At 71.0% G+C, this 18,684-nt stretch carries 17 protein-coding genes; 12 read left to right on the top strand and 5 right to left on the bottom strand.

Annotated features, from left to right (window positions below):
• Nucleotides 1-73 precede the first annotated feature (73 nt).
• Complete coding sequence (locus LV75_RS00720; RefSeq protein ID WP_033400965.1) at nucleotides 74-790, top strand: response regulator; 717 nt, start codon at nucleotides 74-76, stop codon at nucleotides 788-790.
• Nucleotides 791-888: 98 nt separating this feature from the next.
• On the top strand, nucleotides 889-2,133 hold the full coding sequence (locus LV75_RS00715) for an HRDC domain-containing protein (protein WP_253884588.1): 1,245 nt from the start codon (nucleotides 889-891) through the stop codon (nucleotides 2,131-2,133).
• 47 nt (nucleotides 2,134-2,180) lie between these two features.
• On the opposite strand, the gene LV75_RS00710 is transcribed toward LV75_RS00715, so the two are convergent.
• The gene (locus LV75_RS00710; protein WP_253884587.1) at nucleotides 2,181-2,729 is read right to left on the bottom strand and encodes a nitroreductase family deazaflavin-dependent oxidoreductase; all 549 of its coding nucleotides are present in this window, start codon (nucleotides 2,727-2,729) and stop codon (nucleotides 2,181-2,183) included.
• Between the two features lie 167 nt (nucleotides 2,730-2,896).
• On the opposite strand from LV75_RS00710, the gene LV75_RS00705 reads away from it, so the two are divergent.
• The 7 genes from LV75_RS00705 to LV75_RS00675 all read left to right on the top strand — a co-directional run bounded on the left by LV75_RS00705 (nucleotide 2,897) and on the right by LV75_RS00675 (nucleotide 11,949).
• Entirely contained in the window at nucleotides 2,897-3,562 is a 666-nt protein-coding gene (locus LV75_RS00705) for a TetR/AcrR family transcriptional regulator (RefSeq protein ID WP_253884586.1), read from the top strand.
• Between the two features lie 75 nt (nucleotides 3,563-3,637).
• On the top strand, nucleotides 3,638-4,861 hold the full coding sequence (locus tag LV75_RS00700; RefSeq protein WP_253884585.1) for a thiolase family protein: 1,224 nt from the start codon (nucleotides 3,638-3,640) through the stop codon (nucleotides 4,859-4,861).
• The gene (locus tag LV75_RS00695; protein WP_301318435.1) at nucleotides 4,861-6,966 is read left to right on the top strand and encodes a 3-hydroxyacyl-CoA dehydrogenase NAD-binding domain-containing protein; all 2,106 of its coding nucleotides are present in this window, start codon (nucleotides 4,861-4,863) and stop codon (nucleotides 6,964-6,966) included. Before LV75_RS00700 ends, LV75_RS00695 begins: the two co-directional genes overlap by 1 nt.
• A gap of 73 nt (nucleotides 6,967-7,039) precedes the next feature.
• Nucleotides 7,040-7,804: a DUF72 domain-containing protein gene (locus tag LV75_RS00690; protein WP_253884583.1), complete on the top strand. Its 765-nt coding sequence runs from the start codon at nucleotides 7,040-7,042 to the stop codon at nucleotides 7,802-7,804.
• On the top strand, nucleotides 7,761-10,787 hold the full coding sequence (locus LV75_RS00685) for an NB-ARC domain-containing protein (protein WP_253884582.1): 3,027 nt from the start codon (nucleotides 7,761-7,763) through the stop codon (nucleotides 10,785-10,787). The genes LV75_RS00690 and LV75_RS00685 overlap by 44 nt, the downstream gene beginning before the upstream one ends.
• A gap of 53 nt (nucleotides 10,788-10,840) precedes the next feature.
• Nucleotides 10,841-11,593, top strand: a complete 753-nt coding sequence (locus LV75_RS00680; protein ID WP_253884581.1) for a DUF72 domain-containing protein — start codon at nucleotides 10,841-10,843, stop codon at nucleotides 11,591-11,593.
• Nucleotides 11,500-11,949, top strand: a complete 450-nt coding sequence (locus LV75_RS00675; protein ID WP_308210809.1) for an HNH endonuclease — start codon at nucleotides 11,500-11,502, stop codon at nucleotides 11,947-11,949. The genes LV75_RS00680 and LV75_RS00675 overlap by 94 nt, the downstream gene beginning before the upstream one ends.
• Here the strand turns inward: LV75_RS00675 and LV75_RS00670 are convergent.
• Complete coding sequence (locus LV75_RS00670; protein WP_253884579.1) at nucleotides 11,946-13,073, bottom strand: sensor histidine kinase; 1,128 nt, start codon at nucleotides 13,071-13,073, stop codon at nucleotides 11,946-11,948. The genes LV75_RS00675 and LV75_RS00670 overlap by 4 nt on opposite strands.
• The gene (locus LV75_RS00665) at nucleotides 13,070-13,750 is read right to left on the bottom strand and encodes a response regulator transcription factor (RefSeq protein WP_253884578.1); all 681 of its coding nucleotides are present in this window, start codon (nucleotides 13,748-13,750) and stop codon (nucleotides 13,070-13,072) included. The genes LV75_RS00670 and LV75_RS00665 overlap by 4 nt, the downstream gene beginning before the upstream one ends.
• 56 nt (nucleotides 13,751-13,806) lie before the next feature.
• Between LV75_RS00665 and LV75_RS00660 the strand changes: the two genes are divergently transcribed.
• The gene (locus LV75_RS00660; protein ID WP_253884577.1) at nucleotides 13,807-14,466 is read left to right on the top strand and encodes a class II aldolase/adducin family protein; all 660 of its coding nucleotides are present in this window, start codon (nucleotides 13,807-13,809) and stop codon (nucleotides 14,464-14,466) included.
• Nucleotides 14,467-14,495: 29 nt separating this feature from the next.
• Here the strand turns inward: LV75_RS00660 and LV75_RS00655 are convergent, their stop codons facing one another.
• Together LV75_RS00655 and dxs are read right to left on the bottom strand one after the other, a co-directional pair.
• A complete protein-coding gene (locus LV75_RS00655) occupies nucleotides 14,496-15,131 on the bottom strand; it encodes a hypothetical protein (RefSeq protein ID WP_253884576.1) in 636 nt (211 codons plus the stop codon).
• A gap of 141 nt (nucleotides 15,132-15,272) precedes the next feature.
• The gene (gene dxs, locus LV75_RS00650; protein ID WP_253884575.1) at nucleotides 15,273-17,177 is read right to left on the bottom strand and encodes a 1-deoxy-D-xylulose-5-phosphate synthase; all 1,905 of its coding nucleotides are present in this window, start codon (nucleotides 17,175-17,177) and stop codon (nucleotides 15,273-15,275) included.
• Nucleotides 17,178-17,515: 338 nt separating this feature from the next.
• Here dxs and LV75_RS00645 point away from each other — a divergent pair, with 338 nt between their 5' ends.
• The gene (locus LV75_RS00645; RefSeq protein ID WP_253884574.1) at nucleotides 17,516-18,244 is read left to right on the top strand and encodes a hypothetical protein; all 729 of its coding nucleotides are present in this window, start codon (nucleotides 17,516-17,518) and stop codon (nucleotides 18,242-18,244) included.
• Between the two features lie 106 nt (nucleotides 18,245-18,350).
• Nucleotides 18,351-18,680 carry a hypothetical protein gene (locus LV75_RS00640; RefSeq protein WP_253884573.1) on the top strand — a complete coding sequence of 110 codons (330 nt, stop codon included), beginning with the start codon at nucleotides 18,351-18,353 and terminating at the stop codon, nucleotides 18,678-18,680.
• Nucleotides 18,681-18,684 lie beyond the last annotated feature (4 nt).

Raw genomic sequence — 18,684 nt, 5'->3', positions numbered from 1 at the left:
GGCGGCGCGGCTGTTTGGTCGAAAGTCCCAGTGCCGGTCGGGGGGCAACGACCGACTCCAGGGAGGTAGTGACGTGGCTGCCGTCGGCTTAGGTCAGGCCGTTCGAACCACGCCAGCCGGTGCCTTGCCGGCGAACATGGTCCCGCACCCGCGGGAGGAGCTGTTCTCAGTGCTGGTGGTTGACGACCACCCACTGTTGAGGGAGGCGATAGCGGCTCGGCTCACACAGATGGGCGCGGGCACAGTGCACGAGGCCGCCACGGTGGCCGAGGCGAGGGCGCGAGCGCAGGCCACTGGGCCCTGCGATCTGGCGATCCTCGACTTGGGTCTCCCTGACGGTAGCGGGATCGAGCTGGTCACGGAACTGCGCAGCCACGGTTGGCCGCGCATCGTCGTGCTCGCCTCGTCCGACGACCCGTACGCCGTTCGATCGGCCTTCCAGGCGGGCGCACAGGCCTACCTGCTGAAGTCCGCATCGCCGGTCGTGGTGACCGACGGGGTCCGCAGGGTGCTCGAGGGTGGCGTTTACGCCGACCCGAGTGTCGCCCCGGTCCTCGCCACCGGCACCAGGGTCCCCGGCACCGACAACACCCCGCGCGAGCTGTCGGCGCGCGAGGTCGAGGTGCTGCAACTGGTCGCCGACGGCCAGTCCAACAAGGAGATCGGCGAGGCGCTGAACCTCTCGGCGCTGACGGTGAAGTCTCACCTCTCGCGGATCGGCCGCAAGTTGGGCACCGGCGACCGGGCACAGATGGTCGCTCTCGCCATGCGCGCGGGCGTCATCAGGTAGACAACAGCAGTCGTGTGGCTGGGCTGGGCATGGCCCAGCCACACGACTGCTGCTGATCTCCGACGATTGTCACCGGTCGTGCCGTAGGGTCATCGGCCGTGACGACCCCCGGCTCAGGACCCAGCGCTGTCGAACCGCCTGCTCCGGTCCTGCTCACCGAGCCCGCGGCGGGCACCCCCGATGTCGTGGTGGACCTGGCCGCGCTCGAGCGGGCAGCCGACCGGATAGCCGCCGGTCGCGGACCCATCGCGGTCGACACCGAGCGCGCCTCCGGTTACCGCTACTCCCAGCGCGCCTACCTGGTCCAGGTCCGCCGGGAGGGGGCCGGGACGTTCCTCATCGACCCCGTCGCCGTGGACGACCGGGTGGACGCCCTCGTGGCCGCCCTGGACACCGACGAGTGGGTGCTGCACGCCGCCTCCCAGGACCTGCCCTGCCTCGCCGACCTCGGCCTGCGCCCCACCCGGTTGTTCGACACCGAACTCGCCGGTCGGCTCGCGGGCTTCGAACGGGTCGCCCTGGGCACGCTGGTGGAGCTGCTGCTGGGCTACCGCCTGGAGAAGGGCCACGGCGCGGCCGACTGGTCCCGCCGCCCACTGCCGGTCGACTGGCTGAACTACGCCGCGCTCGACGTCGAGCTGCTGATCCAGCTGCGGGACGCACTAGAAGCCGAGCTGCGCGAGCAGGGCAAGCTGGAGTGGGCCCTCGAGGAGTTCGAGGCGCTGCGCACCGCCGAGCCCGCGCCACCGCGCAAAGAGCCGTGGCGCCGCACGTCCGGCATCCACAGCGTCCGCACGCCGCGCGGGCTGGCCGCGATCCGGGCGCTGTGGGAAGCCCGCGACTCGATGGCCAGGGAGCGCGACATCGCCCCGGGCCGGGTGCTGCCGGACAGCGCGATCATCCAGGCCGCGTCGGTGAACCCGCAGGACGAGCAGGCGCTGCTGCAGCTACCGGTGTTCAAGGGCCGGGCACAACGACGGCTGTCGAGCACCTGGATGCGCGCCCTGCGCGCCGCCGCGGCGCTGCAGAAGGCCGACCTCCCGGACCCGGCCCCGCCCGCCGAGGGCCCACCCCCGGCCAACCGCTGGGCCGACAAGGACCCCGAAGCAGCCGCCCGGCTCAGCGCGGCCCGCTCGGCGTTGAGCAAGATCGCCGAGGCGCACCGGGTACCGGTGGAGAACCTCCTGCAGCCAGACCTGGTCCGGCGCACCTGCTGGCAACCACCCGCCGATGTGGACAGCGAGTCGGTCGCGGCGACACTGCGGGCCGGGGGCGCGCGGGAATGGCAGATCGGCCTGACCCTCGACGCGCTGTGCACGGCGCTGATAGCAACGGCCGGGTAGTCGGCGGGACCGGCACCTCGGTTGATGACCCGGGTAAGCCGGTCCGGTCAGTCCTGGGTGGACACGCGGAAGACGGGGTGGTCGGGGCCCACGGCCCGGAGTTCCTCGTCGGTTGAGCGGGCGTTGACGCCGGTGAAGAAGGCGCCGACCTCGAAGGACCAGCGCTTGAGGTAGGCGCGCAGGACCGCGGGCTTGGCCTCGTCGGGCAGCTCGTGGGCGGTGAAGCGCTGGACGCGCTTGCCGACGCCCAGCTCGCCCTCCCCCGCGGCGCGCAAGTTGCGGACCCACTGGGTGTGCCCGCGCGGGGCGACCAGGTACTGGACGCCGTCGACGGTGAGCAGGTTGACGGGGGTCGTGCGCGGCTCACCGCTCTTGCGCCCGCGGACGGACAGGACCCGCGCACCCCACACGTCGACCCCGCGACGCACCAGGAACGCGACGATGGCGTCGAACCGCAGAACGCGCACCAAGCGGCCGGGCCGCTGGTAGCGAGCCCCGCCTGCGGTGGGCGCGCCTGGGTTGACCCCGCCTTCGGTGGGTGGCGCTGGGGCTGTGTGCGCTCCGGCGGTGTTGAGCGGCTGGTTGGCGCTGGTCATGGTGGGTCCCTCCGGATGGCGAGAGCAGTGCTCTCGTTTGTGAGCGATGCTCTCTGCTGGCACCAGTGAACCGGAGAGCAGTGCTCTCGGTCAAGAGCGGCGCTCTCTAAAGAGAGCAGTGCTCTCGAATTTGTGCAGTGCTCTTTCCGCTGGTAGAATCGCCCGGCATGAGCGCAGGTCGAACCGCACGCGACAAGGCCAGGCACGAACTGACCCAGGAGATCAAGGACGCGGCGCGGCGGGAGTTGGCCACCGAAGGGGCGCACCAACTGTCCCTGCGAGCGGTGGCACGAGCCCTCGGCATGGTGTCCTCGGCCCTCTACCGGTACTTCCCCAGCCGCGACGACCTGCTGACGGCGTTGATCATCGACGCGTACAACGCGCTCGGCGAGGCCGTCGAGCGGGCCGACCAGGGCGCGACCCCCGCCGAGCGCTGGCGCAACGCGTGCACCGCGGTCCGCACCTGGGCGCTGGCGCACCGGCACGAGTACGCCCTGATCTACGGCTCCCCCGTCCCCGGCTACCAGGCCCCGCAGACCACCGTCGCCCCCGCCGTGCGGGCGCCGACCGTCCTGCTCGGGATCGCGCACGCGGCGGGCGCGCCGGACAGCGGGCTGCCCGAGAACCTCCGGGAGCAGCTCAACGGCGTCCTCGGCGCGGTCGCGGTCGAACTGCCGACGGGCGCCATGGCCCGGGTCATGATTGCCTGGACCCAGCTGTTCGGGATGGTCAGCTTCGAGCTGTTCGGCCAGCTCGTGGGCAGCGCGGACCCGGCGGATGAATTCTTCGGGTACGCGGTGGACCGGATGGCCGAGTTCGTCGGCGTCGCCTGATTACCCATCAGTAACAAGCGCTAGAGTGGACCGGGGTTACCGGCCGGTAGCCCGGACTCGACCCGAGGAGCACCCGTGGCCGCACCCGCTGCCCCCGCCGCGCGCGCCAGCCGCGACGTCGTCTTCGTCGACGGTGTGCGGACGCCGTTCGGCAAGGCGGGGCCGAAGGGCATCTACGCCGAGACGCGCGCGGACGACCTGGTCGTGAAGGTCATCCGCGAGCTGCTGCGGCGCCACCCGCAGCTGCCGCCGGAGCGGGTGGACGAGGTGGCGATCGCGGCGACCACGCAGATCGGCGACCAGGGCCTGACCATCGGGCGCACCGCGGCGCTGCTGTCCGGGCTGCCGAAGTCGGTGCCCGGGTTCGCCATCGACCGGATGTGCGCGGGCGCGATGACCGCGGTGACCACGACCGCGAGCGGCATCGCGTTCGGCGCCTACGACGTGGTCATCGCGGGCGGGGTCGAGCACATGGGCCGGCACCCGATGGGCGAGGGCGTCGACCCCAACCCGCGGATCGTGGCCGACAAGCTCGTCGACCCGACCGCGCTGGTGATGGGGCAGACCGCGGAGAACGTGCACGACCGGTACCCGCACCTGACCAAGGCGCGCTGCGACGCCTACGCCGCGCGCAGCCAGGAGAAGTTCGCCGACGCGGTGAAGGCGGGCAAGATCGGTCCGGAGCTGGTCCCGGTGGCGACGCGCTCGGCCGAGCTGGGCTGGGGACTGGCCACGGAGGACGAACCGCCGCGGCCGGGGACGACGGTGGAGACGTTGGCGGGCCTGAAAACCCCGTTCCGCCCGCACGGCCGGGTCACCGCGGGCAACGCGGCCGGGCTGAACGACGGCGCGACGGGGTGCCTGCTGGCGGCCGAGACGACCGCGCGGGAGCTGGGGCTGCCGATCGGGATGCGGCTCGTCGGGTACGCGTTCGTCGGCGTCGAGCCGGAGGTCATGGGGGTCGGTCCGGTCCCCGCGACGGAGAAGGCGCTCGCCCGGTTCGGTCTGTCCATTTCCGACATCGGGCTGTTCGAGCTGAACGAGGCGTTCGCCGTGCAGGTGCTGGCGTTCCTGGACCACTTCGGACTCGCCGACGACGATCCGCGGGTGAACCAGTGGGGCGGCGCGATCGCGTGCGGCCACCCGCTGGCCTCCTCCGGGGTGCGGCTGATGACGCAGCTGTCGCGGCAGTTCGCCGAGCGCCCGGACGTGCGCTACGGGCTGACCTCGATGTGCATCGGGATCGGCATGGGCGGAACGGTCATCTGGGAGAACCCGAACTGGGACGGGGGCAAGTGATGCTGACACGGCAGCAGGCCGAGCGGGCCTACCCCGACGAGGTCGTGACCAAGGCGGTGACCAGGCTGGTGCGGGTGGCCGGGCTGAGCAAGCCAGTCGCGCTGATCACGATCGACAACGGGCTGGACCACACCCGCCCGTCCACCTTCGGCCCGCAGGGCCTGGTGGGCCTGAACGCGGCGTTCGACGAGGCCGTGGCGGCCGATCCGGCCGCGATCGCGGTGACCGGCAAGCCCTTCATCTTCGCCGTCGGCGCCGACCTGTCCGGTGTGGAGCAGGTGGCGACTCGCGAGTCCGCTTTGGACATCGCGCGGACCGGGCACGAGGTGTTCCGCCGGTTCACCGAGTCCTCGGTGCCGACCTTCGCCTTCGTCAACGGCGCGGTGATGGGCGGCGGCCTGGAGTTGGCGCTGTCGTGCCACTACCGGACGCTCTCGGACAACACGGCGGCGATCGCGCTGCCGGAGGTGTTCCTCGGGCTCTTCCCCGGGTGGGGTGGCACGCAGCTGTTGCCGAACCTGATCGGCCCGGACGCCGCGGTGACGGTGATCTTCGAGAACGCGTTGAGCCAGAACCGGATGCTCAAGCCGAAGCAGGCCGCGGACCTGGGCATCACCGACGCGTTGCTCGGTTCTGCCGACTTCATCGAGCAGTCGCTCGCCTGGGTGTCCGATGTGGTTAACGGCCGGGTTTCCGTGCCACGCAAGGAGATCGACCGGGGCGCGGGTTGGGACGCCGCTGTCGAGCGCGCCAAGGGCATCGTGCACGGCCGGACCAAGGGCGCATCGCCGGGCGCGTTGAAGGCGCTGGAACTGCTGGAGTTGGCGCGCGCCAACGATCTCGACGCGGGGTACGCCGCCGAGACCGAGGCGCTGGCCGATGTGTTGATGAGCGACGCGCTGCGGGCGGGCCTGTACTCGTTCAACCTGGTGCAGAAGCGGGCCCGGCGACCCGCGGGCGCGCCGGACAAGTCGCTGGCCCGGCCGGTGACCAAGGTCGGGATCGTCGGCGCCGGGTTGATGGCGAGCCAGATGGCACTGCTGTTCGCGCGCCAGCTCAAGGTCCCCGTGGTGCTGACCGACATCGACCAGTCCCGTGTGGACAAGGGCGTCGGGTACGTGCACGACGAGATCGACAAGCTGGGCGCCAAGGGCAGGCTGTCGCCCGACGGCGTGAACCGGTTGAAGGCACTGGTCTCCGGCTCGCTGGACAAGGCGGCCTTCGCCGACGCGGACTTCGTCATCGAGGCCGTGTTCGAGGAACTCGGTGTCAAGCAACGGGTGTTCGCCGAGGTGGAGGCGCACGTCAGCGCGGAGTGCGTGCTGGCGACCAACACCTCGTCGCTGTCGATCACCGAGATGGCGGCCGGGCTGGCGCACCCCGAGCGGGTGGTCGGGTTCCACTTCTTCAACCCGGTCGCGGTGATGCCGCTGCTGGAGATCATCCGCGCCGACCGCACCGACGAGGCGACCCTGGCGACGGCGTTCGCGGTCGGCAAGGCGCTGCGCAAGTCCTCGGTGCTGGTGAAGGACGCGCCCGCGTTCGTGGTCAACCGGCTGCTGACCCGCTTCATGGGCGAGGTCGTCGCCGCGATCGACGAGGGCACGCCGTTCGAGGTGGCCGACCGGGCGACCGAGCCGCTCGGGCTGCCGATGAGCCCGTTGGTGCTGCTGCAGCTGGTCGGCGCCCCGGTCGCCCTGCACGTCGCGGAGACCATGCACCGCGCCTACCCCGACCGGTTCGGGGTGAGCGAGAACATGCGCCGGTTCGTCGAGGCGGGCAAGACGGCGGTGTGGACCTGGGACAGCGCGGGAAACCAGTCGGTCGACCCGGAAGTGGCCGCCCTGTGGCGGTTCGGCCCGAACCCGCTGACCGCCGAGCAGGTCCTGGCGCGCGTCCTCGACGGCCTCGCCGAGGAGATCCGCATCATGCTCGACGAAGGCGTCGTCGCCGAGGCCCAAGACATCGACCTCTGCCTGATCCTCGGCGGCGGCTGGCCCTTCTGGCTCGGCGGCATCACCCCCTACCTGGACCGCACCGGCGTCTCCGAACGCGTCCACGGCAAGCCCTTCCTGGCCCCCGGGGTGGCCTCCGTCCCCGCTTGACCCGCTCGGTGCCCCCTGGTCCGCCAGGGGGCACCGAGCTGCGGCCGTTGATCAACTGCGCCACCATGGACGGATGATCCGCGTCGGCACCTCCGGCTGGACCTACCGCCCCTGGCACGGCGACTTCTACCCGCGCGGCACCCGCGACGACCTCGCCCACCTGTCTCGGCGGCTGGCCACGGTCGAGGTCAATGCCACCTTCTACGGCCCCCGCAAGGAATCCGACTACCTGCGCTGGCACTCAACGACCCCGGACGACTTCGTGTTCGCGCTCAAGGCCCCGCGCGAGGTCACCCACAACCGCCGCCTGCGCGACGCCTCCGCTCTCGTGGCCGAGTTCCTTTCGTCCGGAATCTCCTTACTGGGCAACAAGCTCGGTCCCATCCTGTGGCAACTCCCCGCGTCCTTGCGCTACGACCCCGTGCTACTGGCCGAATTCCTACCGCTCTTACCCGCCGCCAACCGCCACGCCTTGGAAGTCCGCCACTCCAGCTACTACAACGACCAGTTCATCGACCAGCTCACCGAGCACCGCGTCGCCCTGGTCACCTCCGACTCCCCCGGTATCTGGCCGTGTTTGTCCGCCAGTACCAGCGACTTCAGCTACTACCGCTTGCACGGCGACACCGAGCTCTACACCAGCCGCTACACAGACGAAGCTCTCGACGCTTGGGCCGCCCAGATCCGAACTCCCCCGGGCGACGCCTACGTCTACCTCGACAACACCATGGCAGGCGCCGCCCCCTGGGACGCGATGCGCCTGGCGGGGCGGCTGCGTGATCCATACTTACCCGGTGACGCACAGGCCCCGGACGCGCAGGCCCCGGACGCACAATGAGGTCAGCGGCACCGTGCACGGCCCGGTCATCCAGGCTGACCACGTCACGATCACCGGTGGCGCGGTGGCCGCGGACGTGTGGCTGGTCCCCGAGCCGGATCGCGATCTCATCGACCGCGCGGAACTCGCCGACCTGATCGCCGCCGTCCAGGCGGGCACGTCGGTCATCGGTGTGATCGGCAGCGGCGGCTTCGGCAAGACGACGCTCGTCGGGCAAGCCTGTCGTGCATTGCGCGCGGACTTCCCCGGCGGCGTCCTGTGGATCACCCTCGGCGAGCACGTCCCGGACCCGGTCTTGGCCGACAAGGTCAACGACCTCACCGAGGCCCTGACCGGCACCCGCCCGTCCTTCGCCGACCCCGTCGTGGCCGGGCACCACCTCGCCCACCTCCTCAGCACCCGGCCGCGCACCCTCCTGGTGGTCGACGACGTGTGGGCGACGAGCAGGCTGGCACCGTTGCTCGGCGCGCCGCAGGTCATCGCAACATCCCGAACCCGTGGCACGGTTCCGCTCACCGCGACCGTGGTGCCGGTGGGCTCGCTGAGCGCGGCGGAAAGCCACTCCCTGCTCACCCTCGGCCTCCCCGGCCTGACCCGAACCGCCCCCCTGACCCGCCTCACCGGCCGGTGGGCCCTCCTGCTCTCCCTGGTCAACAGCGCCGTCCGGCTCGCGACCGAGGACGGCACCGACCCCGACCTGGCTGCCGAGGAGGTCGCCGAACAGCTGCGCGCCGAGGGCCCGGACAGCCTCGACCTCGACACCCGCGACGGCCGCAACCAGGCCGTGCGCGCGACCGTGGAGGCCAGCACCCGCCGCCTGTCGCCCGAAGACCGCGCCCGTTTCGCCGAACTGGGTGCGTTCCCCGAGGACACGGCCATCCCGATCGACGTCGTCCGCGCCCTGTGGCCCACCAGCCGCCGCCTGGTCCGGCAGCTGACCGACCTGGCCCTCATCACCCGCACCGGCGACTCGCTCCGCCTGCACGACGTACTCCGGACCTACCTGCGCCACGTCCTCGGCCCCGCGCTCACCCAGGTCAGCTCCCGCCTGGTCGAGATCCTGCGAGCCTCACCATGGGCCACCGCAGGGCCGTACGCACTTCGCCACCTGTCCACCCACGCCGCCGAAGCGGGCCTACTGGACGACCTGATCTGCGACCCCGAGTACCTCCTGGCTGCTGATCAGCCAGAACTACTCGCCGCCCTCCCCGCCACCCACACCGACAGCGGCCGAACCGCGGCCCAGATCTACCGACGGGTCGCCCACCACCTCCGCGACCGGCCCCACGCGGAGCGACCGGCCTATTTGGAGCTCGCCTCCCTTCGCATGAGAGCGGACTTGCCGTTCCCGCAGGCGGAACAGGCGCCGTGGCGGTGCGAGCGGGCCGAGTGGGTACCCGAGCACGCCCACACCGTCGTCGCCAGGCACCCGGTCGCCATCGTCGGCGCCGCTGTCGTGCCACGGGCGGATGGTCGGACCTGGGTGCTCAGCCTGGACAAGAGCGGCGCGCTGTGGGTGATCGACCTCGAGCGCAACGAGCGCGTCGAACCGACGTGGACCGCGCGAGCCCAGGGTGCCACGGCAGTGACGAGCTTCCCGCACGGTGTGGGCCACGCGGTCCTCTTCGGCTTCCCGTCCGGCGAGTTCCGCGGCTGGGACGTCGAGTCCGGCGAACCGCTGCGGTGGGCTTTTCCCGATCCGGACAAGGGAGTGGTCACCGCCATCGCCTCGACCCCGGCGGGCCCGGTCGTGGTCGCGGCACTGGGGAACACGTGGCTCTGGTCATGGGATGTCGCCGCTGGGCGCCCGGCCGGTCCGATGATCAGAGCGGCGGGCGCGAGAGGCGATCTGGCCGTCTCCTCCCGCGCCGGACACCCGATCGCGACGATCTCCCGGCACTGGCCCGCGGTGGGCACCAGTTGGAAACTGACGACGGGGGAGGCCGTCGAGCAGGCGGCCCCTCCTCTGCCCACCCTCGGCCGTGACGTCTCCACCGCGATGTTCAACGCCCACAGCGGGACCTGCGCGCGCATCGATTCGCCGCGACCGGGTTGGGCGGTGACCTGGGGGCGCTTCGACCACACCGTCAGGTTGTGGGACACCACCGGATCCACGCCCGCGGCGGAGACCCTCTGGTCGGTGCAGGCGGTGGAACTCCTGGTGCGGGCCGGGGAGTTCGTCGTCAGCGCCCAGCCGAGCGCCCACCACGTCTGGCGCGCGGACGGCACTGGTCCTTGGCTGACCGGCGAACCGCTGTGGTCGGCGGCGGCTGCGGACCCCGCGCTGCTGGTCTACGTGACGCCGGACACGACAAAGGTGGTCAACCTCCACGACAACACCGTGCGCCACCTCCGGGGCTCCCGAGCCGGTGAGCTGGTGCTGGCGTGTCTGAGCGAGGGCAACCGGGTCCTCGGGGTGTTCGCGTACGGCCACACGTGCGCGCTCCGCGACCTCACGGCCGGTACCGAGGTCTGGGCGACGAACACCGCGTCGCACGGCGGGCACGCCGTGTTCCATCCCGCGAGGGGGGTGGTGCTCACCGACAGCGGCCCCGACTACTCGCTGGAAGCCCGCACGATCAGTACCGGCGAAGAGGTTGTCCTCGAAGGCCCCGCGGGTCCCGTGCTGGCGATGTGCGTGGCCGACCACGCTTTCGCGCTGATCGAGGCGGAGAACCCGGAAGTGTGGGACGTCGACGCGATGGTGTGTTTGGCTGTGCTGCCACCGTTCGAGCTCAATCCGGTGGTGGCGCTACACCACTGGGGAGATGCTCTGATCGTGCTCGCGGGCGGCCATCGCTTGACGGTGCACATCGTGCCGCTGACAGGTGGGGCCGGGCCAGTGGTGCCGCCGATCGATCTCGACACGAACATCACCGCGCTCGCTGTGGATCACTTGGGGCGGATCGTTGTCGGCACGGACCTCGGGTTGGTGTGGCTGCGGCTGCGGTCTCCGCAGGGGTGGCGGAAGATGGGCACGTGACCGGCGAGGCGCGTGTTGGCACGTCAGGGTGGGTGTATCCGCCGTGGCGGGCAGTGTTCTACCCGGAGGGGTTGGCTCAGCGGCGGGAGCTGGGGTACCTGGCGGAGCAGGTGAACTCCGTGGAGATCAACGGGTCGTTCTACGCGTTGCAGAAGCCCGAGAGCTACCGGCGGTGGCGGGAGGAGACGCCGGAGGGGTTCGTGTTCTCGGTCAAGGGGCCGAGGTTTGTGACGCACATGAAGCGGTTGAAGGATGTCGAGGGGGCGCTGGCGAACTTCTTCGCGTCGGGGGTGTTGGCGTTGGAGGAGAAGTTGGGGCCGGTGTTGTGGCAGTTGCCGCAGAACTTCAAGTACGAGCCGGGGGTTGTGGCGGCGTTCTGCGACCAGCTGCCACGGACGACGGCGGCCGCGGTGGAGGTGGGGCGGGGGCATGAGGAGCGGCTGAAGGGGCGGGAATGGCTGCACACCAACGAAGACCGGCCGCTGCGGTACGCGGTGGAGGTTCGGAATCCGGACTTCGGCACGCCTGAGTTCGTCGAGCTGTTGCGGGACAAGGGAGTTGCGCTCGTGGTGGCGGACACCGCGGGGAAGTGGCCCTACTTCGAGCAGGTGACCGCGGATTTCGTCTACGTCCGGTTGCACGGGGACAAGGAGTTGTACGCCAGCGGGTACACGGACGAGGCGCTCGACAAGTGGGCGGCGAAGGTGCGGGGATGGCGGGAGCACGGGGATGTCTTCGTGTACTTCGACAACGACCTGAAGGTCAGGGCGCCGGAGGACGCGCGGGCGTTGGCGCGGCGGTTGTGAATCGGGTGGCGCGGATGGTGGTCATCCTCGCTCGGGATGGGCCGACGTGTGTTTGGTGTGCCCGGGTGTTTCGCGGCCAAGCGGTGCCGACCACCGATCACCTCGTTCCCCGCGTCAAGGGTGGTCCGTCGTGGCTGGAGAACGAGGTCGCGGCTTGCCGCGGGTGCAATCGGTTACGGGGGCACGTCAGCCCGGTCGACTGGCTCGGGGAGTGCCTGCGGCTGGGCTGGAACCCCGACGTGGAGCGGGTTTCGCGGGTGTTGACCCTGTTGGAGGCGGCGATCGCCGAGCGGGGTGGGCAGCGGCGGGCGCGCACCTACGTGCAAAGCCAGCTGCGCCGGCTCGCCAAGGGTTAGAGCGAGGGGAACGCGACGACCACGCGGAGGCCGCCGGTGGGGACGGGGGTGGCTTGGACGGTGCCGCCGTGGGCCCGGGCCACGGCTCGGACGATGGACAGGCCCAGGCCGGTCCCGGTGTGGGAGGTGCGGTCCACGCCGCCGCGGCGGAAGGGTTCGAAGAGTTCGGGGACCCGGTCGGGGGCGATGACGGGGCCGGAGGAGGCGACCTCCAGGGAAGTCCACTGTGGACCGCTGGTGGTGCGGACCTCGATCCAGCCGCCGTCGACGTTGTGCCGGACGGCGTTCTCCAGGAGGTTGCCCGCGACCCGCTCAAGCAGCGCCGCGTCACCGGTGACAGTCGCGTGGTCGTGGTGGAAGCGGGCCGTGATGCCCCGGCGCTCGGCGTCAGCTTTGGTCGAGCGCCAAGCGCCGGATACGACGACCAAGAGCTCTACAGGGCCGGTAGCGCCAACACCCAGCCCGTCGGTGCGGGCGAGAACCAGCAATGCCTCGACTAGGTCACCGGCGCGCAGAGTCGCAGTGCGCACGACGTCAGCCATGCGTCGGAGCTCGGCGGTGTCAGCATCCGGATCGGACAGAGTTACGTCCAACTCTGTGCGGATAACGGCAAGAGGCGTGCGCAGCTCGTGGCTGGCGTTGGCGACGAACTGCCGTTGCGCGGAGAAGGCCGCCTGAAGCCGGTCAAGCATGGCGTCGAAGGTGTCGGCCAGCTCGGCCACTTCGTCTCGGGCGCCTTGGTGACCGATCCGCTGCCCTAGCGACTCCACGGACAATCGGTGCGCGGTAGCCGTAACTTCCCGCAGTGGCCTAAGAACCCGCCCGGTGATTACCCATGCCAGCAACGCGGTCGCCGCGACCACACACACAAACGCCACGGAGCCAGCGAGCAGTACCCGATCCCGGGCGTCGTTCGACAACGCCTCGGCCAACTGGTCTGCCTCAACACGGATCCCGCCTACGACCACCGTCGTGCCCGTAGGTAGCGCGGGCACCGAGGCGACCACCTCACCGGCCAAGACCCATCCGAGCCACAGCAGCAGAACGCTGACCACCGCGACGAGCCCGGTCGCCAGCAACGTGATCCTGGCCCGCAACCCCGGGCCGCGTCCGCGCTCGGTCACACTCCCGGCTCACCCGCGGACGCCGGGACGCGGTAACCGGAGCCAACAACCGTGTCGATGACCCCGGGGTCTCCGAGCTTCTTGCGCAAGGTCATCACGGTGACCCTGACTGTCGTGGTGAACGGATCCGCGTTCTCGTCCCACACCCGCTCTAGGAGCTCCTCGCTGCTGACCACGGACCCACGCGCGGCGAGCAGGACCTCCAGCACACCGAACTCCTTACGAGTCAGCTCCACCGGCCGACCCGCGCGGGTCACCGTGCGCCGGGCAGGGTCAAGTTCGACATCCCCCGCGATCAGCACCGGCGGCGTTACCGGCGTCGCGCGCCTGGCCAGCGCCCGGACCCGGGCCACCAGCTCCGGGAAGGCGAACGGCTTGGCGAGGTAGTCGTCCGCGCCCAGGGACAGGCCCTCGACCCGGTCGGCCACCGCGTCGCTCGCGGTCAACATCAGCACCCTGGTGAGCGCGCCGGACGCGACGATCTCCCGGCACAGCTGGTCACCGTGCATGCCGGGCAGGTCGCGGTCGAGCACGACCACGTCGTACCGGGTGACCGAGGCCTTCTCATGCCCCTCGTCGCCGTCCAGGGCGATGTCGACGGCCATGCCCTCGCGCCGCAGGCCCCTGGCGACCGCCTCGGCGAGGGCAGCCTCGTCCTCCACGATAAGAATCCGCACCCCACCACGGTGCCACACGCCACGACGGGACCACTCGTTCGGGCATGATCAGCGCCATGATGCTGCGGTCGCTACGCGAACAGGTGGCCTCCCACGCCCGGCTCCTGGCTGAGGCGGGGCTCGTGTTGGGCACGGCGGGCAACCTCAGCGCCCGGCAGGGCGACCTCGTCGCGGTTACCCCTACCGGCGCCCGGCTCGCGGACCTGCGCGCAGAGCACGTGACGGTGGTCGACCAGCACGGCGACGTGGTCGAAGGCAGCCTCGCCCCCACATCCGAACTGGACCTGCACCTAGGCGTCTATAGGCGCTACAGGGCGGGCGCCGTCGTGCACACCCATGCACCCATGGCCACCGCGCTGTCGCTGGTCCTCGACGAACTCCCGTGTGTGCACTACCAGCTGATGGAGCTGGGCGGCACGGTCCCGGTGGCGCCGTACCGCACTTTCGGCACCACCGAGCTGGCCGACGCCGTGCTGGACGTCCTCGAAGGACACACCGCCGCCCTGATGGCCAACCACGGTGCCATCACCTTCGGCGCCGACCTGGCGACCGCGGCCACCCGGGCCCAACTGCTGGAGTGGGGCTGCGAGCTGTACTGGAAGGCCGCCCAGCTGGGCAAGCCGCGCGCGCTGGACCGGGCCGAGCGCGCCGACTACGACCGCCAGGTCACCCGGCTGCGCTACGGGGTCACCCGCGAGCTGGACCAGCGCGGCTAGCCGCTAGGCGCTGTCCCGCAGGACAGCGCCTAGACGGTGACGACCTCGTTGACGAACGGGGCGTTCTTGATCTGCGACCCGCGCACGTCCCACTTCTTCACGACCGCGCCGTCGACGGTCAGCTGCGCGACGAAGTTGCCGGGGCCGAGCTTGTTCTCCGCGACCACGACGAAGGTGTTCTCCCCGGCCAGCTTCGCGGTCAGGTCCGCCACGACCTTCGGCTGGTTGCCGCGCAGCAGGCCGTTGGTGAACACGACCGCGTCGTTGACGCGCACGCTGGCGACGTCGTCGATCTCGGTGCAGGTGAGCACAACGACCTTGGTCGGCGTCGGGGTGCTGACCTGGTAGTCGAACTCGAAGGTCTCGTCGACGAACACGCCGTGCTTGCTGCCGTCGTCTGGCAGCCGCCACTCGCGCACGACCTGGCCATCGGCGGTGAGGGTGGCGGTCAGCCCGGCGACACCCGGCCCGTTGGTCGCGGTGAACACCAGGGTGTTGCGGCCGGGGACGAGCTTGCCGGTGAGGCTCACCGCCACCTTCGGCTGGGTCACCCGCAGCAGGCCGTGGGTGAACGCCTCGGCCCCGTTGATGGTCACCCGAACCGAGTCGTCGACGTGGGCAAGGGTCAGTTCGAGGTGCTGGGCAACGCGGACCGGGTCGGCCACTGGGACTTTCTCCTCCACCGTGGAAACGGGTGACCACCGCGAGATGATCACCATTGGTGTCGAGATCGTCCGTTCCCGCTGGAACGTTTCACCTACGACAACTGTCCCGGGTTCGCCTGCCCGCGAACCCGGGAGCGCTCGTCAGGCGCGGTCGACGGCCGGTTCGGCCGCGGTGCCGATCAGGTCCGAGGCCCACCCGGTCACCCGGCGCGCGATGTGCTGCGCGGTCAGGCCCAGGCGGACGAGGACCTCGTCGCGGCTGCCCTGCGCGTGGAACTCGTTGGGGATGCCGAGGTCGCGCAGCGGCACGTCGACGTCGGCGTCGCGCAGCGCGGCGGCCAGCGCCCAGCCGAAGCCGCCGTGGCGACCGCAGTCCTCGACGGTGACGACCAGCTTGTGCCGCCGGGCCAGGCCCGCGAGCTCGGCGGGCACCGGCGCGACCCAGCGCGGGTCGACCACGGTGACCCCGATGCCCTGGTCGGCCAGCCGCTCGGCCGCGGCGAGGCCCAGCGCGGCGAAGGAACCGACGGTCACCAGCAGGACGTCCTGGTCGGCGTCGCGGCGCAGCACGTCCACCGGGCCGAGCCGCTCGACGGCGGGGATGTCGTCGCCGACGGTGGCCTTCGGGAAGCGCAGCACCGACGGGCCGTTGTCGATGGCGACCGCCTCGCGCAGCTCCTCGCGCAGGGTGGCCGCGTCGCGGGGCGCGGCGATGTGGATGCCGGGGATCGCGCCGAGGATCGACAGGTCCCACATGCCGTGGTGGCTGGCGCCGTCCGGGCCGGTGATGCCCGCCCGGTCGAGCACGACGGTGACCGGCTGCTTGTGCAGCGCGACGTCCATCAGCATCTGGTCGAAGGCCCGGTTGAGGAACGTCGAGTAGATCGCGACCACGGGGTGCAGCCCGGCCATGGCCATCCCGGCGGCCGAGGTGATCGCGTGCTGCTCGGCGATGCCCACGTCGAAGACGCGGCGCGGGAAGCGCTCGGCGAACGGCGCGAGGCCGGTGGAGCGCAGCATCGCCGCGGTGATCGCCACGACGTCCTCGCGCTCGGCGCCGATCGCGGCGAGCTCCTCGGCGAACACCGAGGTCCACACGGTGCCCTTGGACTTGCGCGGCTTGCCGGTGACCGGGTCGATCGGGTCGGTCTGGTGCATCTGGTCGAGCTCGTCGTTCTCGGCGAGCGGGTAGCCGTTGCCCTTGCGGGTGACCGCGTGCACGATCACCGGTCCGCCGAAGTCCTTCGCCCGGCGCAGCGCGACCTCAAGTGCCTCGAGGTCGTGCCCGTCGACCGGGCCGAGGTACTTCAGACCGAGGTCCTCGAACATCGCCTGCGGGCTCAGAGCGTCCTTGATGCCGCGCTTAGCAGCGTGCAAGGCGGCGTAAAGGGGCTTGCCGACGACCGGGGTGCCTTGCAGGACCCTCTTACCGCCCTCAAGCGCGCGCTCATAACCAGGACGCAGGCGCAGCGTGGCGAGGTGGTCGGCGAGGCCGCCGATGGTCGGTGAGTAGGAGCGGCCGTTGTCATTGACCACGATGACGACCGAGCGGTCTGTACCGGCGGCGATGTTGTTCAGCGCCTCCCAGCACATACCGCCCGTAAGAGCGCCATCGCCGACTACAGCGACAACAGAGCGCTTCTCGCCGCGCAACTGGTGGGCCTTGGCCATGCCGTCGGCGTAAGAGAGCGCGGTGGAGGCGTGGCTGTTCTCCACCAGGTCGTGCTCGCTCTCGGCCTGGCTCGGGTAGCCGGAGATGCCGTCCTGCTGGCGCAGCTCGTCGAACCCGTCGCGGCGGCCGGTGAGGATCTTGTGCACGTACGCCTGGTGGCCGACGTCGTAGATCAGGCCGTCGGCTGGCGAGTCGAACACCCGGTGCAGCGCGATGGTCAGCTCGACCACCCCCAGGTTGGGCCCCAGGTGCCCCCCGGTCTTGGTGACCTTGTCGACCAGGAACGACCGGATCTCCACCGCGAGCCGGTCGAGTTCCTCGTGGGTCATCCGCCGGAGATCGGCCGGGCCGTGCACGGAGTCCAGCAGGGTCACGCGTCGTCACCTCGTCTAGAGAGCGGTGTCGTGTGGGTGGGTTCGGCAGTCGGCTTTCGATCCAGTCTACGAGCGGTGGGCGGTACCCGACTTCCGGTATCGGCGCCCGGGGGCCGCGCGGTGATCGCCCATCCGGGTCACCCTTGCCGCCGCGGCAGTGGGGTGTTCCTGCTGGACCCGGCCGTGCGCGTCGCCCCGATTGGGTAGGGTTCGGCACACAGCGGGGGTGTCGGACAGGGGGCTGTGGCAGTGGTGTGGGGAACAGCTGTGCCCGGGGCTCACCCAGCCCGGGCCCGGGTGGTTGTGGCGTTGGTGACAGTCCCGGTGGGGGGCGCGGCGTGAGCGAGCCGGTGGCCGGGCAGGCCGAGCTGGACCGGATGACCAAGGCGGTCGGCCGGGCGATGGTGCGCGCGGCGGGGCCGGGGTGGACGCGGGTGCGCGCCGAGTACCGGTCGGTGGGCAGGCACATCGAGGTGGACCTGCTCGTCGCCGGACCGGACGGGGTGCCGCGGCCGGTGCGCCCACCCGCCGAGGTGGTCGACGGCCTGGGCAGGCTGCGCGCGGGGATGTACCGACCGGGTCGGGGGACCTGGATCGGCGCGGTCTACGACATCGAGCCGCCGGGGACGTTCACCTGCGAGTTCGAACCGGACGTGGAGCCGACGTGGCGCCGGGTGCCGCCGCCGATCGGGTTCGTCGACGAGCTGCGGGCGTTCGCGCGCTCGGAGGAGTTCATCCCGGACTGGTTCCGGGCGCGAGCGGGCATGCCACCGGCCGTCTCAGCGGAGGCTCAAGCGGCGGGCACGCCGCCGCAGGGCATCCCGGTGCAGCAGCCGAACCAGGTAGCGCCACCGCACCAGGCAGCGCCACCTTTCCCAGGAGGGCCGTCTGCCCCGGGTGGGCCGTCTATCCAGGAAGGGCCGCGGCAGGTCGGTAGGCATGCCGCGCCACCCCCGCCGTGGGAGAACCCACCGCCGTCGGGTGGACCGGGCAGGCACGCGGCCAGGCCCGGTCGGCCGCCGCAGGGTGGACCGCACACATTCGGACCACAAACCGGTCCACAGTAGGGTCCGTCTGATGGTATCTGGCCTGGTCCTAACCGACTGTTGAGCGCCAGTCAGCTTGGACTCAATGGGCGTTATTCGCGGCCGCGCCAGCCGCTACCGTCGGCTCATGAAGAAGCTCCTGGTGATCGCCGCCACAGCCGCGGCGGCGCTCGGCCTCGCCGCACCGCCCGCGGGCGCCGTGACCTCCGCCGCCGTGTGGTGCGAGTCGGCCTACACCTACTACACCTGCTCGGTCGGCCACGACGCGATCGCGCCGTACACCATCCGGTGGACCGTGAACGGGTCCCCCGCCCCGTCCTTCGACAACGCCGAGAACACGCCGCTGACCCGGTGCTCGGTGCGGGTCTTGCTCGACATCGGCGTCACCGTGACCGACTCGACCGGGTCGCGGTCGGCCACGACCCGGTCGCGCTGCAGCTCGGGGCCGTGGCCGTGAGCCA

The organism is Actinokineospora diospyrosa, from assembly GCF_024171925.1.
Lineage (GTDB): Bacteria > Actinomycetota > Actinomycetes > Mycobacteriales > Pseudonocardiaceae > Actinokineospora > Actinokineospora diospyrosa.
This window is presented reverse-complemented; position numbering and strand designations above follow the sequence as displayed.